A 25,497-nucleotide genomic window follows, 5' to 3' on the forward strand; every position below is an offset into this window, starting at 1 on the left:
TCCGCCGTCGGCGCCGCACGCCGGGCACGCGCCGCCGATGCCGCATGCGCCCCAGGCGCCGCCCGCGCCTTCCTACGGCGGCAGCTTCGCTCCGCCCGCGCCCGGCGGCTTCGCCCCGCCGGGAGCCCCGACCGCGCCGCCGGGTGCGCACACCCCGCCGGGTGCGGGGCAGCAGCCCGGATACGGCGTACCGCAGGCGGCCGGCCAGGGCCTCGGCGTCACTCTGGAGAAGTACCGGGAAGCTCCCAACGGCCAGCGCTGGACGCAGCAGAACGCACAGCTCGTCCGCGTCGACCTCGGGATCGACGGCCAGCCCGTGCTCGCCAAGCAGGGCAGCATGGTGCTCTACCAGGGCAAGGCCGAGTTCGGTTACAAGGGCGCCGGGATCCGCGGCCGCATCGTGGGCAACGCCACCGGCCAGGAGATGCAGCTGATGCGCTGCAGCGGCAGCGGGCAGGTGTTCTTCGCCGAGGAGGCCGCCTATGTGCACCCGGTGGAGCTGCAGGGCGACGCCATCTGCGTCTCCGCCGAGAACGTCCTGGCCTTCGACGAATCGCTCCAGTACGAGGTTCGTCGGATCGAGGGACACGGCATCCCCGGCGGCGCCCTGTTCACCATGCAGTTCCACGGCACCGGCACGATCATCGTCAAGACCCGGGGCACCCCCGTCGTGCTCCCGGTGACGCCGTCCACCTACGCCGACGCCCAGGCCGTGATCGCCTGGTCCGCCGCGGCACAGGTCATCGTCAGCAGCCAGGTCCGCCTCCGCCGCCAGGCGTACCCGGGCCACAGCGGCGAGAGCGTCAACCTCCAGTTCCGGGGCGCGCCCGGGAACTTCATCGTCGTCCAGCCGTACGAGGTCTGAGGGAGCCCGTCATGCACCAGCAATCCATCGCGGGCTTCGCCCCGTCACCGCCGGCCGCACGTATGGAGTGCCACGGCAGCAGCATGCTCAAGGTCGCCATGGCCACCGGTCAGGACCTCTTCGCGCGCACCGGCTCGATGGTCGCGTACGAGGGCTTCGTCCAGTACGAGCCGAACCCTCCCGCCATCCGCCGGATGGCCTCGCAGTGGCTGACCGGTGAGGGCGCGCCGCTGATGCGCTGCCACGGCGACGGTCTGCTCTACCTCGCCGACTACGGCGCCGACGTCGTGGTGCTCCACCTCTCCGAGGACAGCCTCTCGGTCAACGGCACCAACATCCTCGCCTTCGACGCCCACCTCGACTGGGGAGTCGAGCGGGTCAAGGGGATGGCCAAGTTCGCCGGCCAGGGGCTGTTCAACGTCGCGATCTCCGGCACCGGTTGGGTCGCGCTGACCTCGCGCGGCACGCCCGTAGTCGTGGACTGCGGCCGCGGCGAGGACGAGACCTACGTCGACCCCGACGCCCTGGTCGCCTGGTCGAGCGGGCTGAAGATGAAGGGCAAGCGGAGCTTCAAGGCCTCCTCGATGATCGGCCGCGGCAGCGGTGAGGCGTACCAACTCGGCTTCTCCGGGCAGGGCTTCGTCGTCGTCCAGCCAAGTGAGGACAGCGCCGACCGCCTGCGGGCGCGCGGCTGAAGGGGAGCGAAGACACCATGCAGAGTCCGCTTTTCGGCCACACCGAGGTCCAGAGCCAGGAACGCTACGCGCTCCAGAACGACAAGATGCTGCGCGTGGCGCTCACCGGCCACGAGGACGTGCTCGCCCGCAAGGGCAGCATGGTCGCGTACCAGGGCATGATCGAGTTCGACGGCGAGTACCAGAGCCACCAGCAGCAGCACGCCCAGTGGTGGACCGGCGAGGTCATCGACCTGATGCGCTGCTCCGGCCAGGGCACGGTCTACCTCGCCAACCTCGCCCAGTCCGTGCACATCATGGAGGTCGACTTCCAGGGTCTGACGGTCGACAGCTCGTACGTCCTGGCGATGGACTCCCATCTGCACTGGGACGTCATCAGCGTCGACAGCCAGTACGGCATCTCCGGCTCGGGCAAGTACAACCTCGTCATCACCGGTCAGGGCAAGGTCGCCCTGATGACGTCCGGTCAGCCGCTGATGATGCAGGTCACTCCGGACAAGTACGTCAGTGCGGACTCCGACGCCGTCGTCGCCTGGTCGACCTCGCTCCAGGTGCAGCTCCAGGCCCAGACGAGCTCCTCGGGTGTGTGGCGGCGACGGGGCTCCACCGGCGAGGGCTGGGAGCTCAGCTTCATGGGGGAGGGCTACGCGCTCGTGCAGCCCAGCGAGTTGCTGCCGCCGCAGGGTGCGGAGATCGGCCAGGGCCTGCGCGCCCAGTACGGCATGGGCAACCAGGGCGCCCGCGGGATGAACCAGGGCCAGGGCTGGGGCCACTAGCAGCACCACTTTTCCGAGCCGGTGAGCCGGACGGGCGTGCGTGACGCGGCGCGCCGCTGCCTCGGCCGGGAGGGTGGGGCGCGTCGGTGGCGGGCGACCCGGGCGGGTCGCCCGCACCGGGCAGCCCGAAGCCGGACTCGAAGCCGAAAGCCGAAGCCGAAAGCCGAAGCCGAACTCGCACCCTTCCGGCTCAGCCGCGCCGGATCAGCGACACGGCCCGGCTCCGGACCAGCGACGCAGCCGACCCCGGATCAGCCGTCCCCGTCGCGGGCGGGCCCGCCCGGGCCGAGGGGCCGGCCCGCTGCGAGCCTGGAGCGGGTCGCCGACACCAGGCGCAGCACCGACCCGTCGGCCACCTCGGCCAGCCGTGCCCACCCGGCCGCGTCGCCGTAGCCGTACCAGCGCAGGTCGAGCGACTCCTCGCTGATCCGCTCGGCCGCGTCCGGCGGCGCCAACGCCGCGTACTGCACGTCCAGATGCACCGCGCACGGTGTGCTGTGCCGGTCCAGCCGCACCGGCCCGCCGGGCAGCAGGCGCAGGCCGACCACTCCGGACTCCTCGGTCGCCTCCCGCAGTGCCGCAGCGGCCAGGCTGTCGTCCTCCGGCTCGCAGTGCCCGCCCATCTGGAGCCACATCTCCAGCTTGCGGTGCAGCGTCAGCAGCACCCGCTCGCCCACGGGGTCCACCACCAGCGCGCTCGCGGTCAGATGGCCCTCCGCACAGGCTTTCCACATGCCGTCGCGGTGGGCGAGCAGGTGATCCAGATACGCCTGCCGCAGGGCGTCCTGCTCCTCGCTCGGCGCGGTCCACTCCTTGAGCGACCGCGCCGCCTCCGTGTGCAGGCTCACGAGTCCTTGCCGCTCCTGCCGCCGTCCGCGCCGCCGTCCGCGTCGTCCTCGTTGCTGCTGCCGTCCGTACCGCCGTCGTCCTTGCGCAGATCGGTACGGCCCTCGGCGCCGCCTTCGTCCGAGCCCCGGTCCGTACGGCTGTCCGCGTCCTTGCGGCCCTCGGCGGCGTCGCCGAGCAGACGGTCCAGCTCGGAGAAGTCGACGTGCTCGCGGTGCACGAAGCCGTCCGGATCGTCCAGGTCGGCAGCGGTGGGCAGCATGTCGGGGTGCTCCCAGAGCGCGTCGCGGCCGTCGGCGCCGCGGGCGTCGGCCAGCGAGGCCCACAGCCGGGAGGCGTCACGCAGCCGGCGAGGACGCAGCTGCAGCCCGATCAGGGTCGCGAACGTCTGCTCGGCCGGGCCGCCGGTCGCCCGCCTGCGCCGCAGCGTCTCGCGGAGCGCGCCCGCGGAGGGCAGGTGCGGCTCCGCGGCGGCGTGGACCACCGCGTCCACCCAGCCCTCGACCAGCGCGAGCGCGGTCTCCAGGCGGGCGAGCGCGGCCTTCTGCTCGGGGGTGTCCTCCGGCTGGAACATGCCCTGCTGAAGCTTCTCCTGAAGCTCCTCCGGGTTGTTCGGGTCGATCCGGCCGACCACGTCCTCCAGCTTCTCGGTGTCGACCTTGATGCCCCGGGCGTAGCCCTCGACCGCGCCGAAGAGGTGCGAACGCAGCCACGGCACGTGGACGAACAGCCGCTGGTGGGCGGCCTCCCGCAGCGCAAGGTAGAGCCGGACCTCCTCCTGCGGCACGCCGAGGCCCTCACCGAAGGCGGTGACGTTGCCCGGCAGCAGCGCGGCCCTGCCCGAGGGGCCGAGCGGCAGACCGACGTCCGTGGAACCCACGACCTCACCGGCCAGCACGCCGAGCGCCTGCCCGATCTGGGTGCCGAACATCGCGCCGCCCATGGAACGCATCATGCCGAGCAGCGGGCCGGCCATGGCCTGCATCTCCTCGGGCAGCACGTCGCCCATCGCGGCACCGACACGCTCCGCAACCGGGTCGACGAGATCGCGCCACACCGGCAGCGTCGCCTCGACCCATTCGGCGCGGCTCCACGCCACCGCCGACGTCGCGCCCGAGGGCAGGGAGGTCACGCCGTCCAGCCACAGGTCCGCGAGGCGTACGGCCTCCTCGACCGAAGCCTTCTCGGACGGGCCGACGCTGGCGTCCTTCGAGCCGTCCTCGGCGCCCTGGGCGACGGTCTGGCGGGCGATGTCCTTGGCCATGTCCCAGTTGACCGGGCCGCCCTCGTAGCTGAGCATCTGCCCGAGCCGCTGGAAGGCGGCGCCGAGGTCACCGGGGTTTCCCGGGCCGCCGGCGAGCGAACCGAACATCGCGGCGAGCGGGTTCTCCGCGCCCGAGCCCGTGCCGAAACCGAACGGGTCGCCCCCGCCCTGGCCCGACGAGCCGCTCTCGCCACGGCGCTTGTCCCGGCCGTCGTCGCCGTCCTCCGGCTCCTCCGGCGGGAGGTTGAATCCGAATGGGGTGTCACTCACGGGGTTCCTCGGATCTGTACGGTCGCGGATGGGTGGTCTGCCGGTGCCGGCGACACGGGCGGCGGACGCTGCCCGCAGCCCTCTCCTGTGACGAGCACTATCTCCAGCCTAGACATCCGTCGGCGCGGCGTCAGGCAGGATGGGTGCCGGTGGAGGCCGTACCAGAGACAACCGCGGGAGAAGCCTGGTGAGTTCCCAGGAGCAGTACGTTCGCGTTGCGCGAAACAACGGTGCCCACGCGACGATCGCGATCACCGGGGCGGCGACGGGGGTGGGGGCGCTGTTGACCAGGAGGCTGGTCGACTCGCCCGAGATCAAGGAGGTCCTGGCGCTGGACGACCAGCGCGGCGACGTCGCGGAGGCGCAGTGGCACATCACCGATGTCCGCGACCCGGGCATCGCCGAGCGCTTCCGCCGGGACGGCGACCCGGTCGACGCCGTGGTCCACCTGGCCGTCGACCTCGATCTCGGCACCGACCCCGCGGCCCGGACCGCCTACAACGTCCGCGGGGCGCAGACGGTCCTCACCGCCGCTGCGGCGGCCGGAGTGCGCCGTGTCGTGCTGTGCACCTCGGCGATGGTCTACGGGGCGCTCCCGGAGAACGACGTACCGCTCTCGGAGGACGCGGAGCTCTCGGCGACCGCCGACGGCACCGGCATCTCCGACCTGCTGGAGATCGAGGAGCTGGCCAGGCGGGCGCCCCGCGCGCATCCGGGGCTCAACGTCACCGTGCTGCGTCCGGCGATGCTGGTCGGCGGCACGGACACGGCGCTGACCCGCTACTTCGAGTCCCCGCGGCTGCTCGTGGTGGCCGGCTCCCGGCCATGCTGGCAGTTCTGCCACGTGGACGATCTGGCGAGCGCCCTGGAGTTCGCCGCGCTGGAGAAGGCCGAGGGCGAGCTGGCGGTGGGCTGCGAGGGCTGGCTGGAGCAGGAGGAGGTCGAGGAGCTGTCCGGTCTGCGTCGGATGGAGCTGCCCTCCGCGGTCGCGCTGGGTGCCGCCTCCCGGCTGCACCGCCTCGGGCTGACGCCCTCCCCGGCCGGCGACCTCGCGTACACGATGTACCCCTGGGTGGTCAGCGGCAGCCGACTGCACGCCGCCGGCTGGCGGCCCGAGTACACCAACGAGGAGGCACTGGCCGCGCTACTGGAGGAAGTCTCCGGGCACCACACGGTTGCCGGCCGCCGCCTGGGCCGCAAGGACGCCGCCACCACGCTCGGTGCCGCCGGCGCCACCGTCGCCCTGGTCGGCACGGCAGCCCTGGTGCGCCGCGCCCGCCGCCGCCGCGGCCTCTGACGCCCGGCCCGCCCCACCGGTCCCGCCCCACCGGCCCCGCACAGCGCGCGCCGATGCCCGGCGTACGGACTCCTGCGCCCGCGTACGGACCGACCCCCGCGCTCGGCGTACGGACCCCGCGCCCGGCGTACGGACCCGCCGGCCGCCCGAGACCGGCGCCCGGCCCGCGTCCCCGTACGGGCGCCCGCCCACCGGGCCGGACGCCCGGGGACGGGGCTCGTGCGGCAGCATTGGCGCATGGCAAAGAGTCACGACCACCCGGGCGAGCAGGCCGCGGAGCGACCGATCAAGCTGCTCGCCGTACGCGACACACCGCTCTCCCTGGACGAGGTCTTCACCGCCGTGGGTGACGACGCGGCCGGGGGCACCGCGCTGTTCGTCGGCACTGTCCGCGACCACGACAGCGGTGCCGATGTGGACAGGCTGAGCTACTCGGCGCATCCGACCGTCGAGGAGGAGATGCGTCGAATCGCCGAGCGCGTCTGCGCCCGGCATCCGGTCCGAGCGCTGGCGGCGCTCCACCGTGTGGGTGATCTGGAGATCGGGGATCGGGCGGTGATCGTCGCGGTCTCCTGCCCGCACCGCGCCGAGGCGTTCGAGGCCTGCCGCATGCTGATCGACGACCTGAAACACGAGGTCCCGATCTGGAAGCACCAGACCTTCGCCGACGGAACGCAGGAGTGGGTCGGCGCCTGCTGACAGCCCGGAGCGCTCCGGGCGGCCCGTCACCGGCTCCTGTCCCGGTTGCGTAACCCTCCGTGGCGCCGGACTGTTGACATCTCCGATGGACAACTCCTTCGCCCCCGTCGACCGCGGGGGCGAAGAGTCGGGAGGAACGGTCATGGCGTCACTTGTCTGGTTGCTGATACCCGTGATGGCGGTCTGCATAGCCGGGTTGTGGTCCTCCTGGGCCACCCGTCGACGTATGAACGGCGGCGGTGACGCCGCGGGCGTCGCCGGATACGACGCGTTCCGCAGCGCGATGGAACGCCCCCGCGAAGCGTGGGCAGCGGAGCCCGCGCCCGAGGCCGACAGCGCACCGCGGGCCGAGGACGAACCGCAACCCGACTGCGACGACCGGCCGCCGGCCCGGAATCGCCGTCGCAACCGCTCCGGGGTCGAGCTCAACTCCCCTGTCGAGCACGTCGATCGGCGCTCTCCCGCCACCACCCGAAAGGACCGTCGCTCGCGGCTGGAAGCCGTGCGCGAGCCGGTGGTGAGCGCAGCCGCCACGGACAGCCCGTCCCGGACGGCGGACTGAGGACGCCGCCCGTTAGTGTCGGGGCATGTCACGCCGTCATGCGACGATCTTCAGCTCGCTGTTCCTGCTCATAGGTCTGCTGTGCGCCATGCTGGTGGTGCGCGTGCCCTACTCCGAGCTCTCTCCCGGTCCCACGGTCAACACTCTCGGGGACCACGGCGGTGACCCGGTCCTGAACATCGAGGACCGCAAGACGTATCCCACCTCCGGCCACCTCAACATGACGACGGTCCGGGTCACCAGCGCCGACTACCAGATGTCGCTTCCCGAGGCGATCTACGGGTGGATCCGGGACGACAGCGCGGTCGTGCCGCACGACACGCTCTACCCGGACGGCAAGACCGCCGAGCAGGCGGAGCAGGAGAACGCCGAGGAGTTCAGCCAGTCCCAGGAGAGCGCCAAGGCGGCTGCCCTCAAGGAGCTGGACATCGAGGTGCCCACCCGCACGGTGGTGGCCGCGGTCGTCAAGGACAGCCCGGCCGAGGGTGCGCTGCGGGCGGGCGACGTGATCAAGGCCGTGGACGGCGAACCGGTGCGCAAGCCGGGCGAGGTCGCCGAGCTGGTGACCAAGCACAAGCCGGGCGAGGACACGGAGTTCACCGTCGTACCGGTCAAGGAGGCGGCGGCCGCGGAGAAGGACGGCGAGGACCCGACCAAGGGCAGGACCAAGAAGGTCACCGTCACCACCGCGGCGGCGGACGACGACAAGCGGGCCATCGTCGGGATCCAGGCGGGCAGCGCGTACACCTTCCCCTTCCCGATCGACATCAAGCTGGCGGACGTCGGCGGTCCGAGCGCGGGGCTGATGTTCTCGCTGGGCATCATCGACAAGCTGAGCCGGACGGACCTGACGGACGGCGAGTTCGTCGCGGGCACCGGGACCATAGACGCCGAGGGCAAGGTCGGACCGATCGGCGGCATCCAGATGAAGACCCTGGCCGCACGTTCCGCCGGTGCCTCCTACTTCATGACGCCCGAGGCCAACTGCCCCTCGGCGACGCGCAATGTGCCCGACGGGCTGAAGCTGGTGAAGGTCGGCACGCTCCAGGACGCGCTCGATGCGCTGAAGTCCGTGCGCGAGGGCAAGCCCGAGGAGATCCCGGTCTGCGGCAGGGACTGACCGGCCCGCCCGAGGCCGCGCCCGCGCGGCGACAACCCGGGTGCCGACAACGCGGGTGCCGCACGCAACATCGCGCGGCGCCCGGCATCCGGACACGCCTCCGCCCGCCGGCGATCGAACCGGCGGGCGGAGGTGTGTCGGCAGAGGTGCGTCGGCGACGGGGCGTAGACGACCGCGCCGGGCGGTCAGGAGAAGGTCGCGCCGAGCGCCTCGGCGAGCCCGGGGACGAGCGAGGAGCCGGTGAGCACCTCGGTCTCGCTGTCCTTCTGCTTCAGGCGCAGCGCCGAGTCGCGGGTGCCGTCCCGCAACACGGCCACGGTGATGCGTACGTCCTGGCGGTCCGGGTGCTCCGCGACCCACTTCGCCAGCTCGCCGTCGTCCAGCCCGGCGGGGATGGACTCCTCCGCGGTCGGCGGGAGCATCAGCCGCTCGATCGTCAGCGCGCAGCCCGCGACCGCGTCCGGCCAGGCGATCGTGGCGAGGAACTCGTCGAGCGGGACACCGGCGGGAAGTTCGTCCTGCTCCACCGGGGTGAGAGGTGCCTGTGCGCTGCCCTCGTCGCCCTCGGCGTCGTCGGTGAGGCCCAACTGGTCGGCCAGCGCCGGTTCCTGGGCGCGGAGCCGGGCCGTGTCGACCAGTGCGAAAAGTCGGGCGGGCTGATCCCAGCCCAGGCCCGAGGCGTAGCCGTCGATCTCTAGTACGGCCCTGGTCAGCGGGTTGGCGGCCAACGGAGTGCCGTTGTCGGGGAGGTTGCTCATCCCCATATCGTGCCTTGCCCTACCCCGGGAACGGGAACTGAGTAAAGCTTGAGTAAGTTGATGGGGGTGGGCCCTAGTATTCGGGGCTGCTTCATTTACTGCTTCACCCACTGCGATCTTCGAGGTGCGCACCTTGGCTTTCCAGATGCCGGACCGGGGCTCAGGAGGCCCCACCGGGCCACGGATCAGAGTCGGCCAGCCTTCCAGGCGCGCCAAGACGCTGCTGACGACAGCAGGCGTACTGGCAGTGCTGGCCATGCTCTTTGTCATGTTTGCCGGGTTCTGGACGGAATGGCTCTGGTTCCAGTCCGTCCAGTACACGACGGTCTTCACGACGACGTTGTGGACCAAGGTGGGCCTCTTCGCCTTCTTCGGTCTGCTGATGTCGCTCGCCGTGGGCCTCAACATCTGGCTTGCCCACCGGCTCAGGCCGCCGCTCAGCGCGATGTCGCTCGAGCAACAGAGCCTGGACCGCTACCGGATGGGCATCGCGCCTTTCAAGAAGTGGGTTCTCCTCGGGATCACCGCGCTGGTGGGGCTGATCTCCGGCGCCTCCGCCGCGGGTCAGTGGCGCACCTGGCTCATGTGGGTCAACGGCACCTCGTTCGGCAAGACCGACGCGCAGTTCGGCAAGGACATCTCCTTCTTCGCCTTCGACCTGCCGTTCTACCGCTTCCTGCTGAGCTTCGGCTTCGCCGCCGTGGTGCTCTCGCTGATCGCCGCCGCCCTGGTCCACTACCTCTACGGCGGGCTGCGGCTGACCACTCCCGGCGCGCGTGCGACCTCGCAGGCGACCGGTCATCTGTCCGTGCTGCTGGGGCTGTTCGTCGCGCTGAAGGCGGTCGCGTACTGGCTCGACCGGTACGGCCTGGCGCTGAAGTCCAGCAGCATCCGCGGCACCGACTGGACCGGCCTGAAGTACACCGACGCCAACGCGTACCTGCCGGCGAAGACGATCCTCTTCATCATCGCCGTGATCTGCGCGGTGCTGTTCTTCGCGGCCCTGTGGCGTCGCACCTGGCAGCTGCCGGTCATCGCCTTCGGCCTGATGGTGCTCTCGGCGATCCTGATCGGCGGCCTCTACCCGGCGATCGTGCAGAAGTTCCAGGTCCAGCCGAACGAGCTGGTCAAGGAGACGCCGTACATCAAGAAGAACATGGAGGCGACCCAGGAGGCGTACGGCATCAACGACGCCGACGTCTCCGACTACAAGGGCACGACTCCGGACAACGGCGACGAGAACGAGAAGCTGCGCGAGGCCGCGGACACCACCGCCAGCCTGCGGCTGCTCGACCCCAGCGTCGTCCCGCCCGCCTACCGCCAGCTCCAGCAGGTCCGCGGTTACTACACCTTCCCGGACACGCTGGACGTCGACCGGTACGCCGACAAGGACGGCAAGGAGCGGGACACCGTCGTCGGTCTCCGTGAGATCAACATCGACGGCATTCCCGAGCGGAACTGGATCAACGACCACTTCAAGTACACGCACGGCTTCGGCATGGTCGCCGCCAGCGGTACCGACGTGGACACCGACGGCACGCCGGTCTTCTCCGAGCGCAACCTGCCGCCCGAGGAGACCCTCGCGGGCAAGTACCAACCGCGCGTCTACTACGGCGAGAAGACGACTCAGTACTCGATCGTCGGCGGCCCCCAGGAGGAGCTGGACTACGCGGACGACGAGGGCGAGAAGACGTACAACTACACTGGCAAGAGCGGTGTGAGCATGTCCGGCCCGCTCAACCGGGCGGCGTACGCGCTGACCTTCGGTGAGCCGCAGTTCATGTACTCCTCGGCCATCGGCGACGGTTCGCGCATCCTCTACAACCGGACTCCCAAGGAGCGGGTGGAGGCGGTCGCCCCCTGGCTGACCATCGACGGCGACCCGTACCCGGCGATCGTCAAGGGCAAGATCCAGTGGATCGTGGACGCCTACACGACCTCGGACGGCTACCCCTACTCCTCGCGCACCACGCTCGGTGACACCACCGAGGACTCGCTGACCGCCGACGGCCAGCGCTCGGTGATCGCGCAGCAGGACGAGGTCAACTACATCCGGAACTCCGTGAAGGCGACCGTCGACGCGTACACCGGCGATGTGAAGCTCTTCGAGTGGGACAAGCAGGACCCGGTGCTGAAGACCTGGATGAAGGCCTTCCCCGGCACCGTCGAGGGCAAGGAGAAGATCAGCGACGAGCTGATGGACCATCTCCGGTACCCGCAGGACCTGTTCAAGGTGCAGCGCGAGCTGCTCCAGCGCTACCACGTGGACACGCCGGGCCAGTTCTACTCCGGCTCGGAGCGCTGGCAGATCCCGGACGACCCGACGCACAAGGACAACCCGTCGGTGCCGCCGTACTACCTGAGCATGAAGATGCCGGACCAGAAGGCGCAGACCTTCTCGCTCACGACGACGTTCAACCCGAACCGACGTGAGACTCTGGGCGCCTTCATGGCGGTGGACGCGGATGCGAGAAGCGACGAGTACGGCAAGATCAGAATTCTGAAGCTGCCGTCCAACACCACCGTCGCCGGACCGCAGCAGGTGCAGAGCAAGTTCAACTCCGATCCGGACATCGCGAGAGAGATCAACATCCTCCAGCGCGGTGACTCCGAGGTGGAGTACGGCAACCTGCTGACCGTGCCGCTGGAGGGCGGACTGCTCTACGTGGAGCCGGTCTACGTCCGCGGCGCCGGCACCAACTACCCGCGCATGCGGAAGGTGCTGGTGACCTACGGCGAGGAGATCGCCTTCGAGGACACTCTGGAGCAGGCGCTCGACAAGGTGTTCAACACCTCGGGCGGCGGCGACGAGGACTCCTCGGACGATCCGCCGGCCGAGGACGAGGAGGAGAACACGCCTCCGGACAACGACGGTCCGCCGACCTCCGTCGAGGACGCCCTCTCCGACGCCAAGGACGCCTACGAGGCGGGCCAGAAGGCGCTGGAGGAAGGCGACTGGGAGGAGTACGGAAAGCAGCAGAAGGCGCTGCAGGAGGCCCTGGAAGAGGCCGAGGGCGCCTCGGACCCGGGTGACTGACCTGCTCCTTCGGCTGCGATGAGCCCTCCCGCGCCGTGGTAGTGTTTGCACTGCTACGGCGCGGGGTGGAGCAGCTCGGTAGCTCGCTGGGCTCATAACCCAGAGGTCGCAGGTTCAAATCCTGTCCCCGCTACGAAGGAAGGGCCCGGAGTTTCGACTCCGGGCCCTTCGTCGTGTGTGCGCTCGCGGTCGCCGTTCCCGTCGGGCCCGGCAGTGCCCGGGGCCGGATGTGCTGCGTCCGACGGTGCCCGTCAACCTGTCGCACGGAAGTGACCCGAGTACGCCTGCGAGTCTGTTTTCGTCTCCCGCGCGACCGTATCGACCGCCGCCGTGAATGCGGAGATTTGGTGACGCCCGTATCCGGGTTGCCGGCGCCGGCGCTCTGAGCAGCCAGGGGGCGGGAGCGTCCCGCGAAGGTTGATGAACGCTCAACTGCCAAACCCCCAAACGTGTTTGAGCACCCGTGATGTCGGGAAGTCGACAAAACGCTGAAGTGACCTCCTGGCTGCGATATACCAGGTGTACGCCGGTTACGGGTGATGCGACGATGGAGCTTATGGGGGACAGGGCGAGATTCGACACGGCATCCTGCCCGGCCGTCCACGACGTCGACGAGACGACACGGAAGGCGGCCGAGCAGGGGGACCGGGCTGCCCAGAGCAAGCTCGGCGTCGCGCTGCTGCGCGACGGCGAGTTGGACGGCGCGGAGGAGATGCTGCGCTCCGCGGCGCTCGCGGGTGACCGCGCTGCCGCCAACAATCTGGGAGTGCTCCTGCAGCAGCGGGGGAACGCGGCCGAGGCCGCCGAGTGGTGGCGCACTGCCGCCGTTGCGGGCTCCGCCGCAGCGGCGCACGCACTCGGCCGCCACCACCGCGAGCGGGGGGACGAGCCCGCCGCCGACTACTGGTTGCGTCAGGCCGCCGAGTCCGGGCATCTGCTCGGCGCGTACGCGCTGGCGGACCTCCTGGACCACCGCGGCGAGGCCGGGGCCGAGGAGTGGTTCCGGGCAGCCGCCGAGCGTGGGCACCGGGAGGCCGCGTACCGCGTCGGTGTGCTGCTGCTGAACTCGCGCCGGAGCAAGGCCGGTTCGAGCGGCGGCTCCGGCTTCGGAGGCTCCGGCGGCTCCGTCGGGGCCGGAGGTTCCGGCGGCGGACACGACCGGCGCGAGGCCGAGGCCGAGCGGTGGTTCCGCCAGGCGGCCGCCCGGGGGCACCGCCTCGCGGCGTTCCGGCTGGGCACCCTGCTGGAGGAGCGCGGCGATCTGCGCGAGGCCGGCCGCTGGTACCTGATCGCGGCCAACGACGGTGAGCCCAGGGCCGCTTGTGCCCTCGGCTTCCTGCTCCGCGACGCGGGCAACGAGGAGGCCGCCGAGCAGTGGTGGCGCACCGCGGCCGAGGCGGGCGACGGCAACGCCGCCAACGCGCTCGGCGCGCTGTGCGCGGACCGCGGCCAGTTGCAGGCGGCCGAGCGGTGGTACCACGCGGCGCTCGACGCGGGCGACCCCAACGGCGCGTTCAACCTCGGGCTGCTCTGCGCGGGCCAGGGGCGGACCGCGCAGGCGGAGAGCTGGTACCGCAGGGCGGCGTACGCCGGGCACATCGAGGCGGCGAACGCGCTGGCCGTACTGCTGCTTCAGCGCGGCGACGCCCAGAGCGCCGAGCCGTGGTTCTCCAAGGCGGCCGAGGGCGGCAGCGTCGACGGTGCGTTCAATCTCGGCATTCTCTACGCGGGCCGACACGACCAGCGCGCGGCCGAGGACTGGTACGCCAGGGCGGCTGCCGCCGGGCACCCCGAGGCGGCGCTCCAGGTGGCCGTCACGCTGCTGAACGCCGGTGACGCGGCGGGCGCCGAGCAGCAGCTCCGCAAAGCCGCGGAGGGCGGCAGTGTGGAGGGCGCGTTCCGGCTGGCCGACATGCTGGAGCGCGAGGACCCCGAGCTGGAGGCGCGCAGCGGCCCCGACACCATCGGGTTCGGCGGTGGCCGCGACGTGCTCGGTGCCGCCTCGCGCGCGCCGGCGGGCAGGGCCTTCGGCCGTGCCGCCCTCACCGGTGACGGGGCGCCCGGAGCAGCGGCCGCAGGCGACGGCTCCGAGGGCCGACTCGACGGCGAGGGCGAGGCGTTGGAGCCCGGTCCGACGCGTCCGGCGGAGGTGCCGGAGTACGAGCGCTGGTACCGCTCGGCGGCCGAGCGCGGCCATCGCCGTGCCCAGGTCCGCCTGGGAATGTGCGAGGCGGGTCGAGGCGACGTCGTCGAGGCCGCGCACTGGTACCGCACCGCCGCCGAGGCCGGCAGCAGCCACGGTGCGTTCAACCTCGGTCTCCTCCTGGCCCGCGAGGGCGCGGAGCCCGAGGCGGCGATCTGGTGGGAGCGGGCCGCCGACGCGGGACACGGTCGTGCCGCGCTGCGTCTGGCGCTGCTCGCCGCCCGCCGGGGCGAGTTGACCGAGGGTCGGCACTGGTGCGAGCGCGCACAGGACCTCGGTCCGGCCGAGGTCGCGGGCCGCGCCGAGCGCCTGTGGGAGGCGCTCCGTACGGGTCTGAGCGCCTGAGCGCCGCCCGGGGCCCCGTGGGGCGGGGCACCCGGGTACAGCCGTGCCCGGCGCGTACGCGGCGCCCGTCGCGGTGGTGCGGACCGCGTGCGTCCGCCGCGACTGCCGCTGCGGGTACGACGCGTACAGGAGGTGGCCGGGGAGCACCCTCGGACGAGGCCGCACGGCGGGCGGTCCAGCTTCGGCCGCTTCGTTGGCAGGAGGTCCTGCTGAGACTGCGGATTCCGCGTCGCGTGGGCAGCGCGCCGATCGGCAGATCTTCAGCAATCGCGTGGCACGGCGGGGGCTGGGCGGAGTGGATCCCTGCCCCGGCTGGGGCTGTTCAGTCGGCAGTCTGGATCCGCTCCGGGCTAATGCCCAGGATGAGTTTCTCCAGCGCGTCGTGGGCAGAGCCGAACGTAGCCAGCCAGGTCTCGACCAGGTAGATCTCGCTGTTCTCGTCGATACCGAGGAAGAATCTGCCCTCATCGAGTTCTCCGATCGGGAAGATGACGCATCCGATGGTGTGACTCCAGCCCGCGAAGCGGTCTTCCTCGCCGCTCAGTTTGGCCGGGTCGAAGTTGAATGGGGTCTTGGCGCAGTTGATCCCGGGGCCGCGGATCTGGAAGTCCAGGCCGCCGAATTCTGCCAAGAAGGCTTCAGCGGCATCGTGCATGCGAACCAGGCCGGTCTTCTCGAGCGTCCTGCGCCAGTGGTCCGTCGGGACGCGCCGTCCTGGCCGCCAGCCTGCTGAGCGCAGTGCCTCCTCGATCACGCCGGTTTGCCGCGGATACGTCACCGTATCGACCCACCCCTGGTCCACGGGCACGTCTTCTGGCCAGCCGGGCCGCCAGGCTGCCTGCCAGCGGCCGAAGTCGTCCCGCAGGAACTGTGGGTCAACCGGCTTGAGCCGCACTTGCTGGCGCTCACCGGCCCACCAGACCTCGAACTCGGCCTCGGTGCCTTGGGTCGGCCAGTGTGCCGCGGCCGCCGGTAGAAGAAGAACATCGACGAACCCTCCGATCGGAAGGCCGATGTCGACGAAGATCCCGATCGCGCCCGGCCTCGGGACTGCCGTCACAGTCCCACGGAATCGTTGTCCGAACCTCAGGCTGCGACGGATTCGAATCCACTCCTCGGCGCTGACCACCCGGACATCCTGGCACCTCGCTCTCCGAAGCAGGGGCCGTTGCCGCCCACGACCAAGGGGTCCAATGACCGAGTGGTTCCCGGGCTGACCGCCACCGACCACAGCTGTCAATGCAGACGCACGACGAAGGCCCGGCTCCTGTGAGGAACCGGGCCTTCGACTTCAGTAGCGGGGACAGGATTTGAACCTGCGACCTCTGGGTTATGAGCCCAGCGAGCTACCGAGCTGCTCCACCCCGCGTCGGTGAAACCACCATATCCAGGCGGCGGTGAACAGCGCAAATCCGTTCCCGCCCGCCCTCCTGAGGGCGTGCCGTCGGTGCTGGTGTGTCAGGAGCGGCACGCGCACGGATCCGGACGGCGAGACCCGAACCGGCCCGCACGGAGCCCGGGGCGTTGGCGCGGCGTCGGGTGCGGTTCCACGCGGCGGACCGGCGCACGGGCGCCGTGCATGCACAAGGCCGCCGGCCCGGGGGAGGGGCGGCGGCCGGAGGGTCAACGGGGGTGCTGTCAGGTGCAGTTGGGGCAGACGCCGCGATAGGTGACGGTGGCCTCGGAGATCGTGAAACCGAAGCGCTCGCTCTCCGGGAGCGCGCCGAGCGGGTCGCCGAGCGGGTGCACGTCGCGGATGGTGCCGCAGCGGGAGCAGACCAGGTGCTGGTGCTTGTGGTGCGCGTTCGGGTCGTACCGCTTGGCGCGGCCGTCCGTGCTGACCTCCAGCACCTCGCCGAGCGCCACCAGCTCGCTCAGGGTGTTGTAGACGGTCGCGCGGGCGATCTCGGGGAGCCGCTCGACCGCGCGTGCGTGCACCTCGTCCGCGGTGTAGTGCACGTGCTGCCCGTTGAGTACTTCGGCGACGACTCTCCGCTGGGCGGTCAGCCGCCAGCCTCGTTCGCGCAGGCGTTCCAACAGGTCACTCATCACTCCACCCATCGCTTCAGGTAAGGGTCAGCTTAGCAGCGTTTCAAGTCATAACCGGACACGGTATCTTCTTCTCCGGCGTCTTGACTTGGACAATGTCCAATGTAGGCTCGGATCTCGGCGAAAGCCAAGGGACAGGACAGAGCGCAGGAGGCTCAAGTGAGTGCAGGGAACGACACGGCCGGTCCGCTGACGACGGAAGCCGGAGCGCCGGTCGCGGACAACCAGAACAGTCAGACCGCGGGGGCAGGCGGCCCGGTTCTGGTGCAGGACCAGCTGCTGCTGGAGAAGCTCGCCCACTTCAACCGCGAGCGCATCCCGGAGCGCATCGTGCACGCCCGCGGCGCCGGTGCCTACGGCACCTTCACGGTGACCGCCGACCTGAGCCGCTACACCCGTGCCAAGTTCCTCTCCGAGGTCGGCAAGGAGACCGAGACCTTCCTCCGGTTCTCCACGGTCGCCGGCAACCTCGGCTCTGCCGACGCGGTGCGCGACCCGCGCGGTTTCGCCTTGAAGTTCTACACCGAGGACGGCAACTACGACCTCGTCGGCAACAACACCCCGGTGTTCTTCATCAAGGACGCCATCAAGTTCCCGGACTTCATCCACACCCAGAAGCGCGACCCGTACACCGGCTCCCAGGAGGCGGACAACGTGTGGGACTTCTGGGGTCTGTCTCCCGAATCCACCCACCAGGTGACCTGGCTCTTCGGTGACCGCGGGATACCGGCCACCCTGCGCCACATGAACGGCTACGGCTCGCACACCTTCCAGTGGACGAACGAGGCCGGCGAGGTCTTCTGGGTCAAGTACCACTTCAAGACCGACCAGGGAATCAAGAACCTCACCCAGGACGAGGCCGACGTGCTCGCCGGCCAGGACCCGGACAGCCACCAGCGCGATCTGCGCGAGTCTATCGAGCGCGGTGACTACCCGAGTTGGACCGTCCAGGTGCAGATCATGCCTGCGGCCGACGCGGCGACGTACCGGTTCAACCCGTTCGACCTCACCAAGGTGTGGCCGCACGAGGACTACCCGCCGATCGAGCTCGGCAAGCTGGAGCTCAACCGCAACCCGGAGAACATCTTCGCCGAGGTCGAGCAGTCGATTTTCTCCCCGCACCACTTCGTGCCTGGCATCGGCCCCTCGCCGGACAAGATGCTCCAGGGCCGGCTCTTCGCCTACGGCGACGCGCACCGCTACCGGGTGGGCATCAACGCCGACCACCTGCCGGTCAACCGTCCGCACGCCACCGAGGCGCGCACCCACGGCCGGGACGGCGTGATGTACGACGGCCGCCACGGCCGCGCCAAGAACTACGAGCCCAACAGCTTCGGCGGCCCGACCGAGACCGGTCGCGCGCTCTGGGAGCCGGCCGAGGTCAGTGGTGTGACCGGTGACCACGTCGCGCCCTCGCACGCCGAGGACAACGACTACGTCCAGGCCGGAAACCTCTACCGGCTGATGTCGGACGCGGAGCAGGAGCGCCTGATCGCCAACCTGGCCGGTTTCATCTCCCAGGTCTCGCGGGACGACATCGCGCAGCGCGCGATCGAGAACTTCCGCAAGGCGGACGAGGAGTACGGCAAGCGCCTGGAGGCAGCGGTGCAGGCCCTGCGCTCCTGAGTACGGAGGCCGCCCGCCCCCGAGAGGCGGCGGGCACCTCGTGCGCGCGGACGGGTCACCGCGACGGAACGGCCCTGCGTCGCCGGTGATCGACCGCCGTGCCCGGAGGGGCCGGACGCCGAAAGGCTCCGGCCCCTCCGCGGTCCTGGCACCCGCCCGGGCCGCCGCGCCCCGCAGCTCCCGCGAACCGCCTGCTCCTCAGCGGTGGCCCCGGCCCGACCGGCGGGAACGCTGCGGGTCGGCGGTCAGCCTCCCAGGTACGTCAACACGGCATCGTGCAGCAGGCCGTTGGAGGCCGCCGCGTTGCCGCTGTGCGGCCCCGGCCGCCCGTCCAGGCCGGTGTACATGCCGCCCGCCTCCTGCACGACGACGGCCGGCGCCGCCATGTCCCACAGCGACAGTTCCGGCTCGGCGCACATGTCCACCGAGCCCTCCGCGACCATCATGTACGGCCAGAAATCGCCGTACGCCCGGGTGCGCCAGCAGTCCCGGCTCAGCTCCAGAAGCCCGTCGAGGTTGCCCTTCTCCTCCCAGCCGTGCAGCGAGGAGAACGCGAAGGAGGCGTCCTGGAGGCCGGCCACCCCCGACACACGGATCCGGGACGCCTGCGAGAGGCTGCGCCCGGTGAAGGCGCCGGTGCCCTCGGCCGCCCACCAGCGACGGTGCAGCGCGGGCGCGGAGACCAGGCCCACGACCGGCCGGTCGCCGCCCTCGCCGGCCTCCATGAGCGCGATCAGCGTCGCCCAGACCGGAACCCCGCGCACGTAGTTCTTGGTGCCGTCGATCGGGTCGATCACCCAGCGCCGGGGACCGGTGCCCTCGCTGCCGTACTCCTCGCCCAGGACCGCGTCACGCGGTCTGGCGCGCTTGAGCTGACTGCGCAGCAACTCCTCGACGGCCTTGTCCGCCTCGCTCACCGGAGTCATGTCCGGCTTGGTCTCCACCTTGAGGTCCAGCGCCTTGAAGCGCTCCATCGTGATGGCGTCGGCGGCGTCGGCCAGTACGTGGGCAAGACGCAGATCATCGTGGTAGTCGGGCATGGCCGAACAGTATCCAGTGCTCAGGTGGGGTACCACCAAGCACCCCCGGGCGCCGTCGCGCGGCAGATGACTGGCATATGTCTTGACACCATCTGGCGGTGCGTCAATTCTGTGCGCGGGCCCGCCCCCAGGGGCCCGGAAAGGTAGTGATGTCCACAGCGCGCGAGACCTTGCTGGACGCGGCCCAGGCCATCCTCGAGAACCGACCGTGGTCCACGGTGCGGATGGTCGAGGTCGCGGCGGTGGCCGGTGTGTCCCGGCAGACCCTGTACAACGAGTTCAGTTCCAAGGAAGGGCTGGGGAACGCACTGGTCAGCCAGCGGGTGGAGGTGTTCGTCCAGGGCGCCGCCGCCACCGTGGCAACCGCCCGCAGGGAGGGCGGCGAGCCCGCCGTGTGCTGGGCGACCGGCGTGGTGTGGATACTCCACCGGGCACGGGAGGAGGCGGTCGTACGGGCCGCCCTCACCGGAGGTTGGAGCGCCCGGCTGCCGCTGCCCCAGTTCTCGCCCGAGCAGCTGCTCGGCCAGCTCTGCGACCGGATGCTCGCCGCGCTGGATGCGGCGGGAACCGTACCGCTGGAGGATCCGCGGACGCTGCGCCGCGCCTGCGAGGCGGGGCTGCGCCTCGCGCTGTCCTATGTCGTCGCGCCACCGAAGGAACCCGAGGCGGCGGCGCGCGTCGCGGACGTGGTGACCGCGTTGTGGGTGCATCTGCGCGCGGACGAACGCGAGCGCCGCATGGGCAGCGCAGCGGAGGCCGCCCGGACGACCCGACCGCCCGAGCCCGGCCGGATCCCCGGTCCGGCGCGCGGCGGCGAACCGGGGCGGGGCGTCGGCCAGGGGCGTGCCGGGGTGCCCGAACGTCCTCGGGAGAGCTGACCGGCCGTCGGGCCGCGACCCCGTGAGGACGGGGGCGTCGATCGGCGGGACGCGCCGGGCAGCGCACGCGCGCAGGGACGAGCTCGCGCAGGGCAGGGCCCGAGCAGGCACTCGCCGGGCAGAAGCAGGGGCAAGAGGCATTGGCAGGGGGTTGGCGGGCCGGCTCAGTCGCCCTCGTGACGCTCGCGGGTCGCCAACAGCCGCCGCAGGGAGTCCAGCCGGGCCGGATCGGCGTGGCCCGCGGCGACCCAGGCGTCCAGTGCGCAGTCCCGCTCGTCGTGGCTGCACGCGCGGGGGCAGCCCTCGGTGCCCGCCTCCAGCTCCGGGAAGGCGTGGATCACACGTGAGGGATCGATGTGGTGCAGCCCGAAGGAGCGCACGCCCGGGGTGTCGATCACCCAGCCGTCGGAGTCGGGCAGCGGCAGGGCGAGAGCCGAAGTGGTGGTGTGGCGCCCGCGGCCGGTGACCGCGTTGACCACGCCGGTCGCCCGCTGGTTGGCGGGTACGAGCGCGTTGACCAGGGTGGTCTTGCCGACACCGGAGTGGCCGACGAAGACCGAGACCCGGCCGCTGAGCAACTCCCGCACCGCGTCCGGCTCCTCGTGGTGGTGCACCGCGACCGTACGCACCCCGAGCGGCGCGTAGGTCTCCAGCAGCGGGGCGGCGGGGGCGAGATCGGACTTGGTGAGGACGAGCAGCGGCTCCATCCCGGCGTCGTACGCGGCGACCAGGCAGCGGTCGATCATCCGGGGGCGCGGCTCGGGGTCGGCGAGCGCCGTGACGATGGCCAGCTGGTCCGCGTTGGCGACGATCACCCGCTCGAACGGATCGTCGTCGTCGGCGGTGCGGCGCAGCACGGAGGTGCGGTCCTCCACGCGCACCACCCGCGCCAGCGTGTCCTTGGCTCCGGAGAGGTCGCCGACCAGCGCGACCAGATCGCCGACCACCACGCCCTTGCGCCCGAGTTCACGGGCCTTCATCGCGGTGATGCGGCGGTTGTCGACGAGGCAGGTGATCCGGCCGCGGTCGACGGTGAGGACCAGGCCCTCGGCCGCGTCCTCGTGCTTGGGCCGGATGCGGGTGCGGGGACGGCTGCCCCGGCGGCTGGGACGGTGCCGGATGTCGTCCTCGTCGGTGTGCTTGCCGTAACGGCGCATGCCCCGGCCTCTCAGGCTCTCGTGCCGAGCATGCCGTGCCACATGTCGGGGAAGTCGGGGAGCGTCTTGCCGGTGGTCGCGATGTTCTCCACGCGGACGTCGGGCACCAGCAGTCCGAGCAGCGCCCCGGCGGTGGCCAGGCGGTGGTCGTCGTAGGTGTGGAAGACGCCTCCGTGCAGCGGCCGCGGACGGATGTGCAGCCCGTCCTCGATCTCGGTGACGTCGCCGCCCAGTGCGTTGATCTCACGGGTGAGCGCGGCCAGCCGGTCGGTCTCGTGCAGCCGGAGGTGGGCGACGCCGCGCAGTACGGACTCGGAGTCCGCGAGCGCGGCGACGGCGGCGATGCCCGGGGTGAGCTCGCCGACCTCGCCGAGGTCGATGTCGATGCCCCGCACCCGCCCCGATCCGGTGAACGTCAGTCCCTGCTCGGTGAGTTCGCAGCTGCCGCCCATCGCGGTGAAGATCTCCCGCAGCGCGTCGCCCGGCTGGGTGGTGTGCGCGGGCCAGTCCGTCACCGTGACCGCGCCGCCGGTCAACAGGGCGGCGGCCAGGAAGGGTTGGGCGTTGGAGAGGTCGGGTTCCACGACCAGATCGCGACCGAGCAGCGCACCCGGCGCGACCCGCCACACGTCCTGATCGCCGCCGGCCTCCGGGCTGTCCACCTGAGCACCCGCGGCGCGCAGCATGTCGACGGTCATCCGGATGTGCGGCATCGACGGCAGCTTCCCGCCGACGTGCCGCACCTCGACGCCGTGGTTGTAGCGGGCGCCGGAGAGCAGCAGTGCGCTCACGAACTGGCTGGAGGAGGAGGCGTCGACGGTGACCGGGCCGCCGGCCAGCGAACCGCTGCCGCGCACCGTCAGCGGCAGCGCGCCGCGGCCCTCGTCCTCGATGCCGGCGCCGAGGGCGCGCAGTGCGTCGATGACGCCGTGCAGCGGGCGCTCGTGCGAGCGCGGGTCGCCGTCGAAGTGGATCGGGCCGTCCGCCAGCGCGGCGAGCGGCGGGAGGAAGCGCATGACCGTACCGGCGTTGCCGACGTCCACGGTGACCGGGCCGCGCAGCTCGTCCGGGACGATGCGCCACGCCTCCCCGGTGCCGTCCGGGCCGACGCCCTCCTCGATGCCCACGCCCAGGGCGCGCAGCGCCTGCGCCATCAGCAGGGTGTCCCGGGACCGCAGCGGTCTGCGCAGCCAGCCCGGCTCGGAGGCCAGGGCGGCCAGCACCAGAGCGCGGTTGGTGACCGACTTGGAGCCGGGCACGGTGACGGTGGCCTTCACGGGGCCGCGGGCGAGCGGAGCGGGCCAGTGCGCGCTGTGCGTGGACTCGTCGGTCATGCCCACACTTTAGTGGGTGCGGTACGGGCCCGACCCGCCCTGTGGCCCCGCCTCGCGCCCCTCACCAGCCCAGCAGCCAGCGTGCGCCGCCGGTGAGCGAGCAGAGCGAGACGGCGTGGAAGAGCAGCAGCCAGACCACGGCCGGAGCGTGGGTCAGCCGCTGCAACTGGTCGGCGTCGGAGTCCCGGGCGCCGCCGTACCGCCGCTTGGCCTGGAGCTCGAAGACCGGCCGGACCCCGCCCAGCAGCAGGAACCACACCACTCCGTAGGCGAAGACCGACTGCACCTCGGGCTCGGTGAACCAGGAGACCGCGAAGAACAGACCGCCGGTGACGATCACGCTGAGCGCGCCGTAGACGTTGCGGATCATGATCAGCATCGCCAGCAGCAGCGCCGTGGCGCCCCACAGCAGCGCGGTGATGTGCCCGGTGGTGAGCAGCCAGGCGCCGAACAGGCCGAGCAGCGAGGGCGCGGTGTAGCCGGCGGCGGCGGTCAGCACCATGCCGATGCCGGTCGGCTTGCCGCGCGAGACGGTCAGCCCGGAGGTGTCCGAGTGCAGCCGTATGCCGTCCAGGCGGCGGCCGGTGAGCAGCGCCACGAGACCGTGGCCGCCCTCGTGGGCGATGGTCACCGCGTTGCGGGCGATGAGCCAGCTGGGGCGGACGCTCACCACCAGCAGCGCCACCGCCGCGACTGCGAGGACCAGCCAGGTCTCGGGTGCTGGTTGGGTGCCGGTCACTTCGTCCCAGACGTCCGTCATGACTGCGATGTCCCCCTCTGCTCGTCCATGCGTCTTCGCCGTTCCCCGTACCACCGCCCCAACGCTCGACACGGCCCACGAGTGCCGTGGCAGTCTGGCACTCATGTGCGGACGGTATGCAGCCAGCCAGAAGCCGGAGGACCTGGTCCGGCTCTTCGACGTGTCCGGGTGGGACCCGCAGGAGGCACTCGCGGGCGACCACCCGAACTACAACGTCGCGCCCACGGACCGCGTTCTGGCCGTGCTCGACCGGCCGTTGCGCCACAGCGAGGACCCGACCCCGGTGCGGCAGCTGCGCGAGCTGCGCTGGGGGCTCGTGCCGTCCTGGGCGAAATCGCCGGAGAGCGGGGTGAAGATGATCAACGCCCGTTCCGAGACGGTCGCGGAGAAGCCCGCCTACCGCAGGGCGTTCCTCTCCCGTCGCTGCCTGCTGCCGGCCGACGGGTACTACGAGTGGGTCACCGCGAGCGGCGAACTCGACCTGGAGCAGCAGGGCAAGCGCAAACGCCCGCGCAAGCAGCCGTACTTCGTCACACCGGTGGACGGATCGGTGATGGCCTTCGCCGGGCTCTACGAGTTCTGGCGCGACCCGTCGGTGCCCCAGGGCGATCCGAGCGCGTGGTGGGCGACCTGCACCGTGCTCACCACGGAGGCCGAGACCGATCCGCTGCCGGACGCGGCGGAGGGCGGTCCGCGTTCGCTCGCCGACATCCACCCGAGGATGCCGGTCGCGCTGCCCGCCGACCGTTGGGACAGCTGGCTCGACCCGCGGCACCAGAACCCCGACGAGCTGCGGGAGTTGACGAGCGCGCTGCCGGCCGGTCGGCACCGCGCGTACCCGGTCGGCACGGCCGTCTCGAACGTGCGCAACAACGGACCGCAGCTGAAGGACGAGTTGGCCGAACCGGAGCTGGGCACCCTCTTCTGATCCCGCGGCGGTCGCCGGCGGGGCGCCGGACGGACGCGGACGCGGGTGGAACGCGGGTGCGGGCGGCGCGGGTGTGACGCGGGCTCGGGTGGCCCGCGTCCTCGGCGGGCGGTCGGTCCCACGGCGGCGGAAGCGGCCAACCCGCCGTACCGCTGCGGGTGTTGGTGTGCCGGTCGGCCGCGGTGCTTCGATGGGGCCATGGTCTCCGAACCCACCCCCTCCCAGGTCCCCACTCCGGCCGGACCGGCCAGGATCCACTGGCACCGCGCCGCCTCCGCGCACACGCTGCTGGCGCTCGGCCACGGTGCGGGCGGCGGTGTGGAGGCCCGCGATCTGCGCGCGCTCGCCGGCTCCCTGCCCGCGCGCGGCGTGACGGTCGCGCTCGTCGAGCAGCCCTGGCGGGTCGCGGGCCGGAAGGTGGCGCCCGCGCCCAAGACCCTCGACTCGTGCTGGCGTGCGCTGTGGCCCGCGCTGGAACAGGAGCGGCTGCCGATCGTCGCCGGCGGGCGCAGCGCCGGTGCGCGGGTCGCCTGCCGCACGGCGGGGGAGCTGGGTGCCCGTGCGGTGCTGGCGCTCTCCTTTCCGCTGCATCCGCCGGGTCGTCCGGAGAAGTCCCGGATCGAGGAGCTGACCGCGGCCCGGAAGGCGGTCGGGGAGGTGCTGGTGGTGCAGGGCGCCCGTGATCCGTTCGGGCGGCCCGAGGAGTTCCCCGCCCGGGAGCGTCCGGTCGCGGTGCCCTTCGCCGACCACGGCTTCGCGGTGCTGAAGAAGGCGGACCTCTCCCAGGACGGAGCGATGCAGGTGGTCACCGAGGCGGTCGCCGGCTGGCTTGAGGGCCAACGGGCGTGACCCCGCACGGGGTTGGCGTTCTGTGAGCGAGGTCTCAGAGCCGGTTCCGGGCCGGTTCGCCGGATCGGGAATGAACGGCGGGTGAGGGCTGTTGTGCGGAGTGTCCGGTACGAGACCGGCCGGTTCGAGCCACCGCACT

22 protein-coding genes and 2 tRNA genes are annotated in these 25,497 nt (G+C 71.5%); 14 read left to right on the top strand and 10 right to left on the bottom strand.

The window, feature by feature from the left end:
* From MTQ01_RS15235 to MTQ01_RS15245, 3 genes are all read left to right on the top strand, one after another.
* The coding region (locus MTQ01_RS15235) for an AIM24 family protein (RefSeq protein WP_247490737.1) at window positions 1–865 on the top strand (865 nt) is incomplete at its 5' end.
* An 11-nt stretch (window positions 866–876) separates the two neighbouring features.
* Window positions 877–1,560 (top strand): AIM24 family protein, encoded by a 684-nt coding sequence (locus tag MTQ01_RS15240; RefSeq protein WP_211039048.1) that lies wholly within the window; start codon window positions 877–879, stop codon window positions 1,558–1,560.
* Window positions 1,561–1,577: 17 nt separating this feature from the next.
* Window positions 1,578–2,336, top strand: a complete 759-nt coding sequence (locus MTQ01_RS15245) for an AIM24 family protein (protein WP_247490739.1) — start codon at window positions 1,578–1,580, stop codon at window positions 2,334–2,336.
* A gap of 251 nt (window positions 2,337–2,587) precedes the next feature.
* Here MTQ01_RS15245 and MTQ01_RS15250 read toward each other — a convergent pair whose 3' ends face one another.
* Entirely contained in the window at window positions 2,588–3,184 is a 597-nt protein-coding gene (locus tag MTQ01_RS15250; RefSeq protein ID WP_247490741.1) for an NUDIX hydrolase, read from the bottom strand.
* Window positions 3,181–4,716 (bottom strand): zinc-dependent metalloprotease, encoded by a 1,536-nt coding sequence (locus tag MTQ01_RS15255; protein ID WP_247490744.1) that lies wholly within the window; start codon window positions 4,714–4,716, stop codon window positions 3,181–3,183. Before MTQ01_RS15255 ends, MTQ01_RS15250 begins: the two co-directional genes overlap by 4 nt.
* A gap of 187 nt (window positions 4,717–4,903) precedes the next feature.
* On the opposite strand from MTQ01_RS15255, the gene MTQ01_RS15260 reads away from it, so the two are divergent.
* From MTQ01_RS15260 to MTQ01_RS15275, 4 genes are all read left to right on the top strand, one after another.
* The gene (locus MTQ01_RS15260; RefSeq protein WP_211039044.1) at window positions 4,904–6,013 is read left to right on the top strand and encodes an NAD-dependent epimerase/dehydratase family protein; all 1,110 of its coding nucleotides are present in this window, start codon (window positions 4,904–4,906) and stop codon (window positions 6,011–6,013) included.
* Window positions 6,014–6,250: 237 nt separating this feature from the next.
* Window positions 6,251–6,712 carry a molybdenum cofactor biosynthesis protein MoaE gene (locus tag MTQ01_RS15265; protein ID WP_247490746.1) on the top strand — a complete coding sequence of 154 codons (462 nt, stop codon included), beginning with the start codon at window positions 6,251–6,253 and terminating at the stop codon, window positions 6,710–6,712.
* Window positions 6,713–6,854: 142 nt separating this feature from the next.
* Window positions 6,855–7,274: a hypothetical protein gene (locus tag MTQ01_RS15270; protein ID WP_247490748.1), complete on the top strand. Its 420-nt coding sequence runs from the start codon at window positions 6,855–6,857 to the stop codon at window positions 7,272–7,274.
* Between the two features lie 25 nt (window positions 7,275–7,299).
* Window positions 7,300–8,394, top strand: a complete 1,095-nt coding sequence (locus MTQ01_RS15275) for a PDZ domain-containing protein (RefSeq protein WP_247490749.1) — start codon at window positions 7,300–7,302, stop codon at window positions 8,392–8,394.
* Between the two features lie 185 nt (window positions 8,395–8,579).
* Here MTQ01_RS15275 and MTQ01_RS15280 read toward each other — a convergent pair whose 3' ends face one another.
* Window positions 8,580–9,152, bottom strand: coding sequence for a PPA1309 family protein (locus MTQ01_RS15280; RefSeq protein ID WP_247490751.1), 573 nt, complete (start codon window positions 9,150–9,152; stop codon window positions 8,580–8,582).
* A 124-nt stretch (window positions 9,153–9,276) separates the two neighbouring features.
* On the opposite strand from MTQ01_RS15280, the gene MTQ01_RS15285 reads away from it, so the two are divergent.
* From MTQ01_RS15285 to MTQ01_RS15295, 3 genes are all read left to right on the top strand, one after another.
* Window positions 9,277–12,189 carry a UPF0182 family protein gene (locus MTQ01_RS15285; RefSeq protein ID WP_247490753.1) on the top strand — a complete coding sequence of 971 codons (2,913 nt, stop codon included), beginning with the start codon at window positions 9,277–9,279 and terminating at the stop codon, window positions 12,187–12,189.
* 59 nt (window positions 12,190–12,248) lie between these two features.
* Window positions 12,249–12,322: transfer RNA gene (locus tag MTQ01_RS15290), tRNA-Met, on the top strand.
* Window positions 12,323–12,736: 414 nt separating this feature from the next.
* Entirely contained in the window at window positions 12,737–14,737 is a 2,001-nt protein-coding gene (locus tag MTQ01_RS15295; RefSeq protein ID WP_247490755.1) for a tetratricopeptide repeat protein, read from the top strand.
* Window positions 14,738–15,059: 322 nt separating this feature from the next.
* Here MTQ01_RS15295 and MTQ01_RS15300 read toward each other — a convergent pair whose 3' ends face one another.
* From MTQ01_RS15300 to MTQ01_RS15310, 3 genes are all read right to left on the bottom strand, one after another.
* Entirely contained in the window at window positions 15,060–15,797 is a 738-nt protein-coding gene (locus MTQ01_RS15300) for an SUKH-3 domain-containing protein (protein ID WP_247490757.1), read from the bottom strand.
* 235 nt (window positions 15,798–16,032) lie between these two features.
* Window positions 16,033–16,106, bottom strand: a tRNA-Met gene (locus MTQ01_RS15305).
* A 269-nt stretch (window positions 16,107–16,375) separates the two neighbouring features.
* Window positions 16,376–16,786, bottom strand: coding sequence for a Fur family transcriptional regulator (locus MTQ01_RS15310; RefSeq protein WP_247490760.1), 411 nt, complete (start codon window positions 16,784–16,786; stop codon window positions 16,376–16,378).
* 159 nt (window positions 16,787–16,945) lie between these two features.
* Between MTQ01_RS15310 and MTQ01_RS15315 the strand changes: the two genes are divergently transcribed.
* On the top strand, window positions 16,946–18,412 hold the full coding sequence (locus MTQ01_RS15315; protein WP_247490762.1) for a catalase: 1,467 nt from the start codon (window positions 16,946–16,948) through the stop codon (window positions 18,410–18,412).
* A 245-nt stretch (window positions 18,413–18,657) separates the two neighbouring features.
* On the opposite strand, the gene hisN is transcribed toward MTQ01_RS15315, so the two are convergent.
* On the bottom strand, window positions 18,658–19,452 hold the full coding sequence (hisN, locus tag MTQ01_RS15320) for a histidinol-phosphatase (RefSeq protein ID WP_247490764.1): 795 nt from the start codon (window positions 19,450–19,452) through the stop codon (window positions 18,658–18,660).
* Between the two features lie 149 nt (window positions 19,453–19,601).
* On the opposite strand from hisN, the gene MTQ01_RS15325 reads away from it, so the two are divergent.
* Window positions 19,602–20,330 (top strand): TetR/AcrR family transcriptional regulator, encoded by a 729-nt coding sequence (locus MTQ01_RS15325; RefSeq protein ID WP_247490766.1) that lies wholly within the window; start codon window positions 19,602–19,604, stop codon window positions 20,328–20,330.
* Between the two features lie 164 nt (window positions 20,331–20,494).
* Here the strand turns inward: MTQ01_RS15325 and rsgA are convergent, their stop codons facing one another.
* The 3 genes from rsgA to MTQ01_RS15340 form a co-directional block, all read right to left on the bottom strand.
* A complete protein-coding gene (rsgA, locus tag MTQ01_RS15330) occupies window positions 20,495–21,487 on the bottom strand; it encodes a ribosome small subunit-dependent GTPase A (protein ID WP_247490768.1) in 993 nt (330 codons plus the stop codon).
* An 11-nt stretch (window positions 21,488–21,498) separates the two neighbouring features.
* A complete protein-coding gene (gene aroA, locus MTQ01_RS15335) occupies window positions 21,499–22,821 on the bottom strand; it encodes a 3-phosphoshikimate 1-carboxyvinyltransferase (protein WP_247490770.1) in 1,323 nt (440 codons plus the stop codon).
* Window positions 22,822–22,882: 61 nt separating this feature from the next.
* Complete coding sequence (locus MTQ01_RS15340; RefSeq protein WP_247490772.1) at window positions 22,883–23,581, bottom strand: M50 family metallopeptidase; 699 nt, start codon at window positions 23,579–23,581, stop codon at window positions 22,883–22,885.
* A 103-nt stretch (window positions 23,582–23,684) separates the two neighbouring features.
* Between MTQ01_RS15340 and MTQ01_RS15345 the strand changes: the two genes are divergently transcribed.
* Both MTQ01_RS15345 and MTQ01_RS15350 read left to right on the top strand, forming a co-directional pair.
* Window positions 23,685–24,509 (top strand): SOS response-associated peptidase, encoded by an 825-nt coding sequence (locus MTQ01_RS15345; protein ID WP_247490773.1) that lies wholly within the window; start codon window positions 23,685–23,687, stop codon window positions 24,507–24,509.
* A 198-nt stretch (window positions 24,510–24,707) separates the two neighbouring features.
* Window positions 24,708–25,358: an alpha/beta family hydrolase gene (locus MTQ01_RS15350; protein ID WP_247490774.1), complete on the top strand. Its 651-nt coding sequence runs from the start codon at window positions 24,708–24,710 to the stop codon at window positions 25,356–25,358.
* Window positions 25,359–25,497: the final 139 nt, after the last annotated feature.

The organism is Streptomyces sp. XM4193, assembly GCF_023072595.1.
Classification (GTDB): Bacteria; Actinomycetota; Actinomycetes; order Streptomycetales; family Streptomycetaceae; genus Streptomyces.

What these genes read in the sequence shown, in the direction of transcription:
- MTQ01_RS15270 (WP_247490748.1), top strand. Translation starts at nt 6,855, where the DNA reads ATGGCGTCACTTGTCTGGTTGCTGATACCCGTGATGGCGGTCTGCATA.
- MTQ01_RS15310 (WP_247490760.1), bottom strand. Translation starts at nt 16,786, where the DNA reads ATGAGTGACCTGTTGGAACGCCTGCGCGAACGAGGCTGGCGGCTGACC.
- MTQ01_RS15350 (WP_247490774.1), top strand. Translation starts at nt 24,708, where the DNA reads ATGGTCTCCGAACCCACCCCCTCCCAGGTCCCCACTCCGGCCGGACCG.
- aroA (WP_247490770.1), bottom strand. Translation starts at nt 22,821, where the DNA reads ATGACCGACGAGTCCACGCACAGCGCGCACTGGCCCGCTCCGCTCGCC.
- MTQ01_RS15245 (WP_247490739.1), top strand. Translation starts at nt 1,578, where the DNA reads ATGCAGAGTCCGCTTTTCGGCCACACCGAGGTCCAGAGCCAGGAACGC.
- MTQ01_RS15265 (WP_247490746.1), top strand. Translation starts at nt 6,251, where the DNA reads ATGGCAAAGAGTCACGACCACCCGGGCGAGCAGGCCGCGGAGCGACCG.
- MTQ01_RS15325 (WP_247490766.1), top strand. Translation starts at nt 19,602, where the DNA reads ATGTCCACAGCGCGCGAGACCTTGCTGGACGCGGCCCAGGCCATCCTC.
- MTQ01_RS15280 (WP_247490751.1), bottom strand. Translation starts at nt 9,152, where the DNA reads ATGAGCAACCTCCCCGACAACGGCACTCCGTTGGCCGCCAACCCGCTG.
- rsgA (WP_247490768.1), bottom strand. Translation starts at nt 21,487, where the DNA reads ATGCGCCGTTACGGCAAGCACACCGACGAGGACGACATCCGGCACCGT.
- MTQ01_RS15295 (WP_247490755.1), top strand. Translation starts at nt 12,737, where the DNA reads ATGGAGCTTATGGGGGACAGGGCGAGATTCGACACGGCATCCTGCCCG.
- MTQ01_RS15345 (WP_247490773.1), top strand. Translation starts at nt 23,685, where the DNA reads ATGTGCGGACGGTATGCAGCCAGCCAGAAGCCGGAGGACCTGGTCCGG.
- MTQ01_RS15240 (WP_211039048.1), top strand. Translation starts at nt 877, where the DNA reads ATGCACCAGCAATCCATCGCGGGCTTCGCCCCGTCACCGCCGGCCGCA.
- MTQ01_RS15275 (WP_247490749.1), top strand. Translation starts at nt 7,300, where the DNA reads ATGTCACGCCGTCATGCGACGATCTTCAGCTCGCTGTTCCTGCTCATA.
- MTQ01_RS15340 (WP_247490772.1), bottom strand. Translation starts at nt 23,581, where the DNA reads ATGACGGACGTCTGGGACGAAGTGACCGGCACCCAACCAGCACCCGAG.
- hisN (WP_247490764.1), bottom strand. Translation starts at nt 19,452, where the DNA reads ATGCCCGACTACCACGATGATCTGCGTCTTGCCCACGTACTGGCCGAC.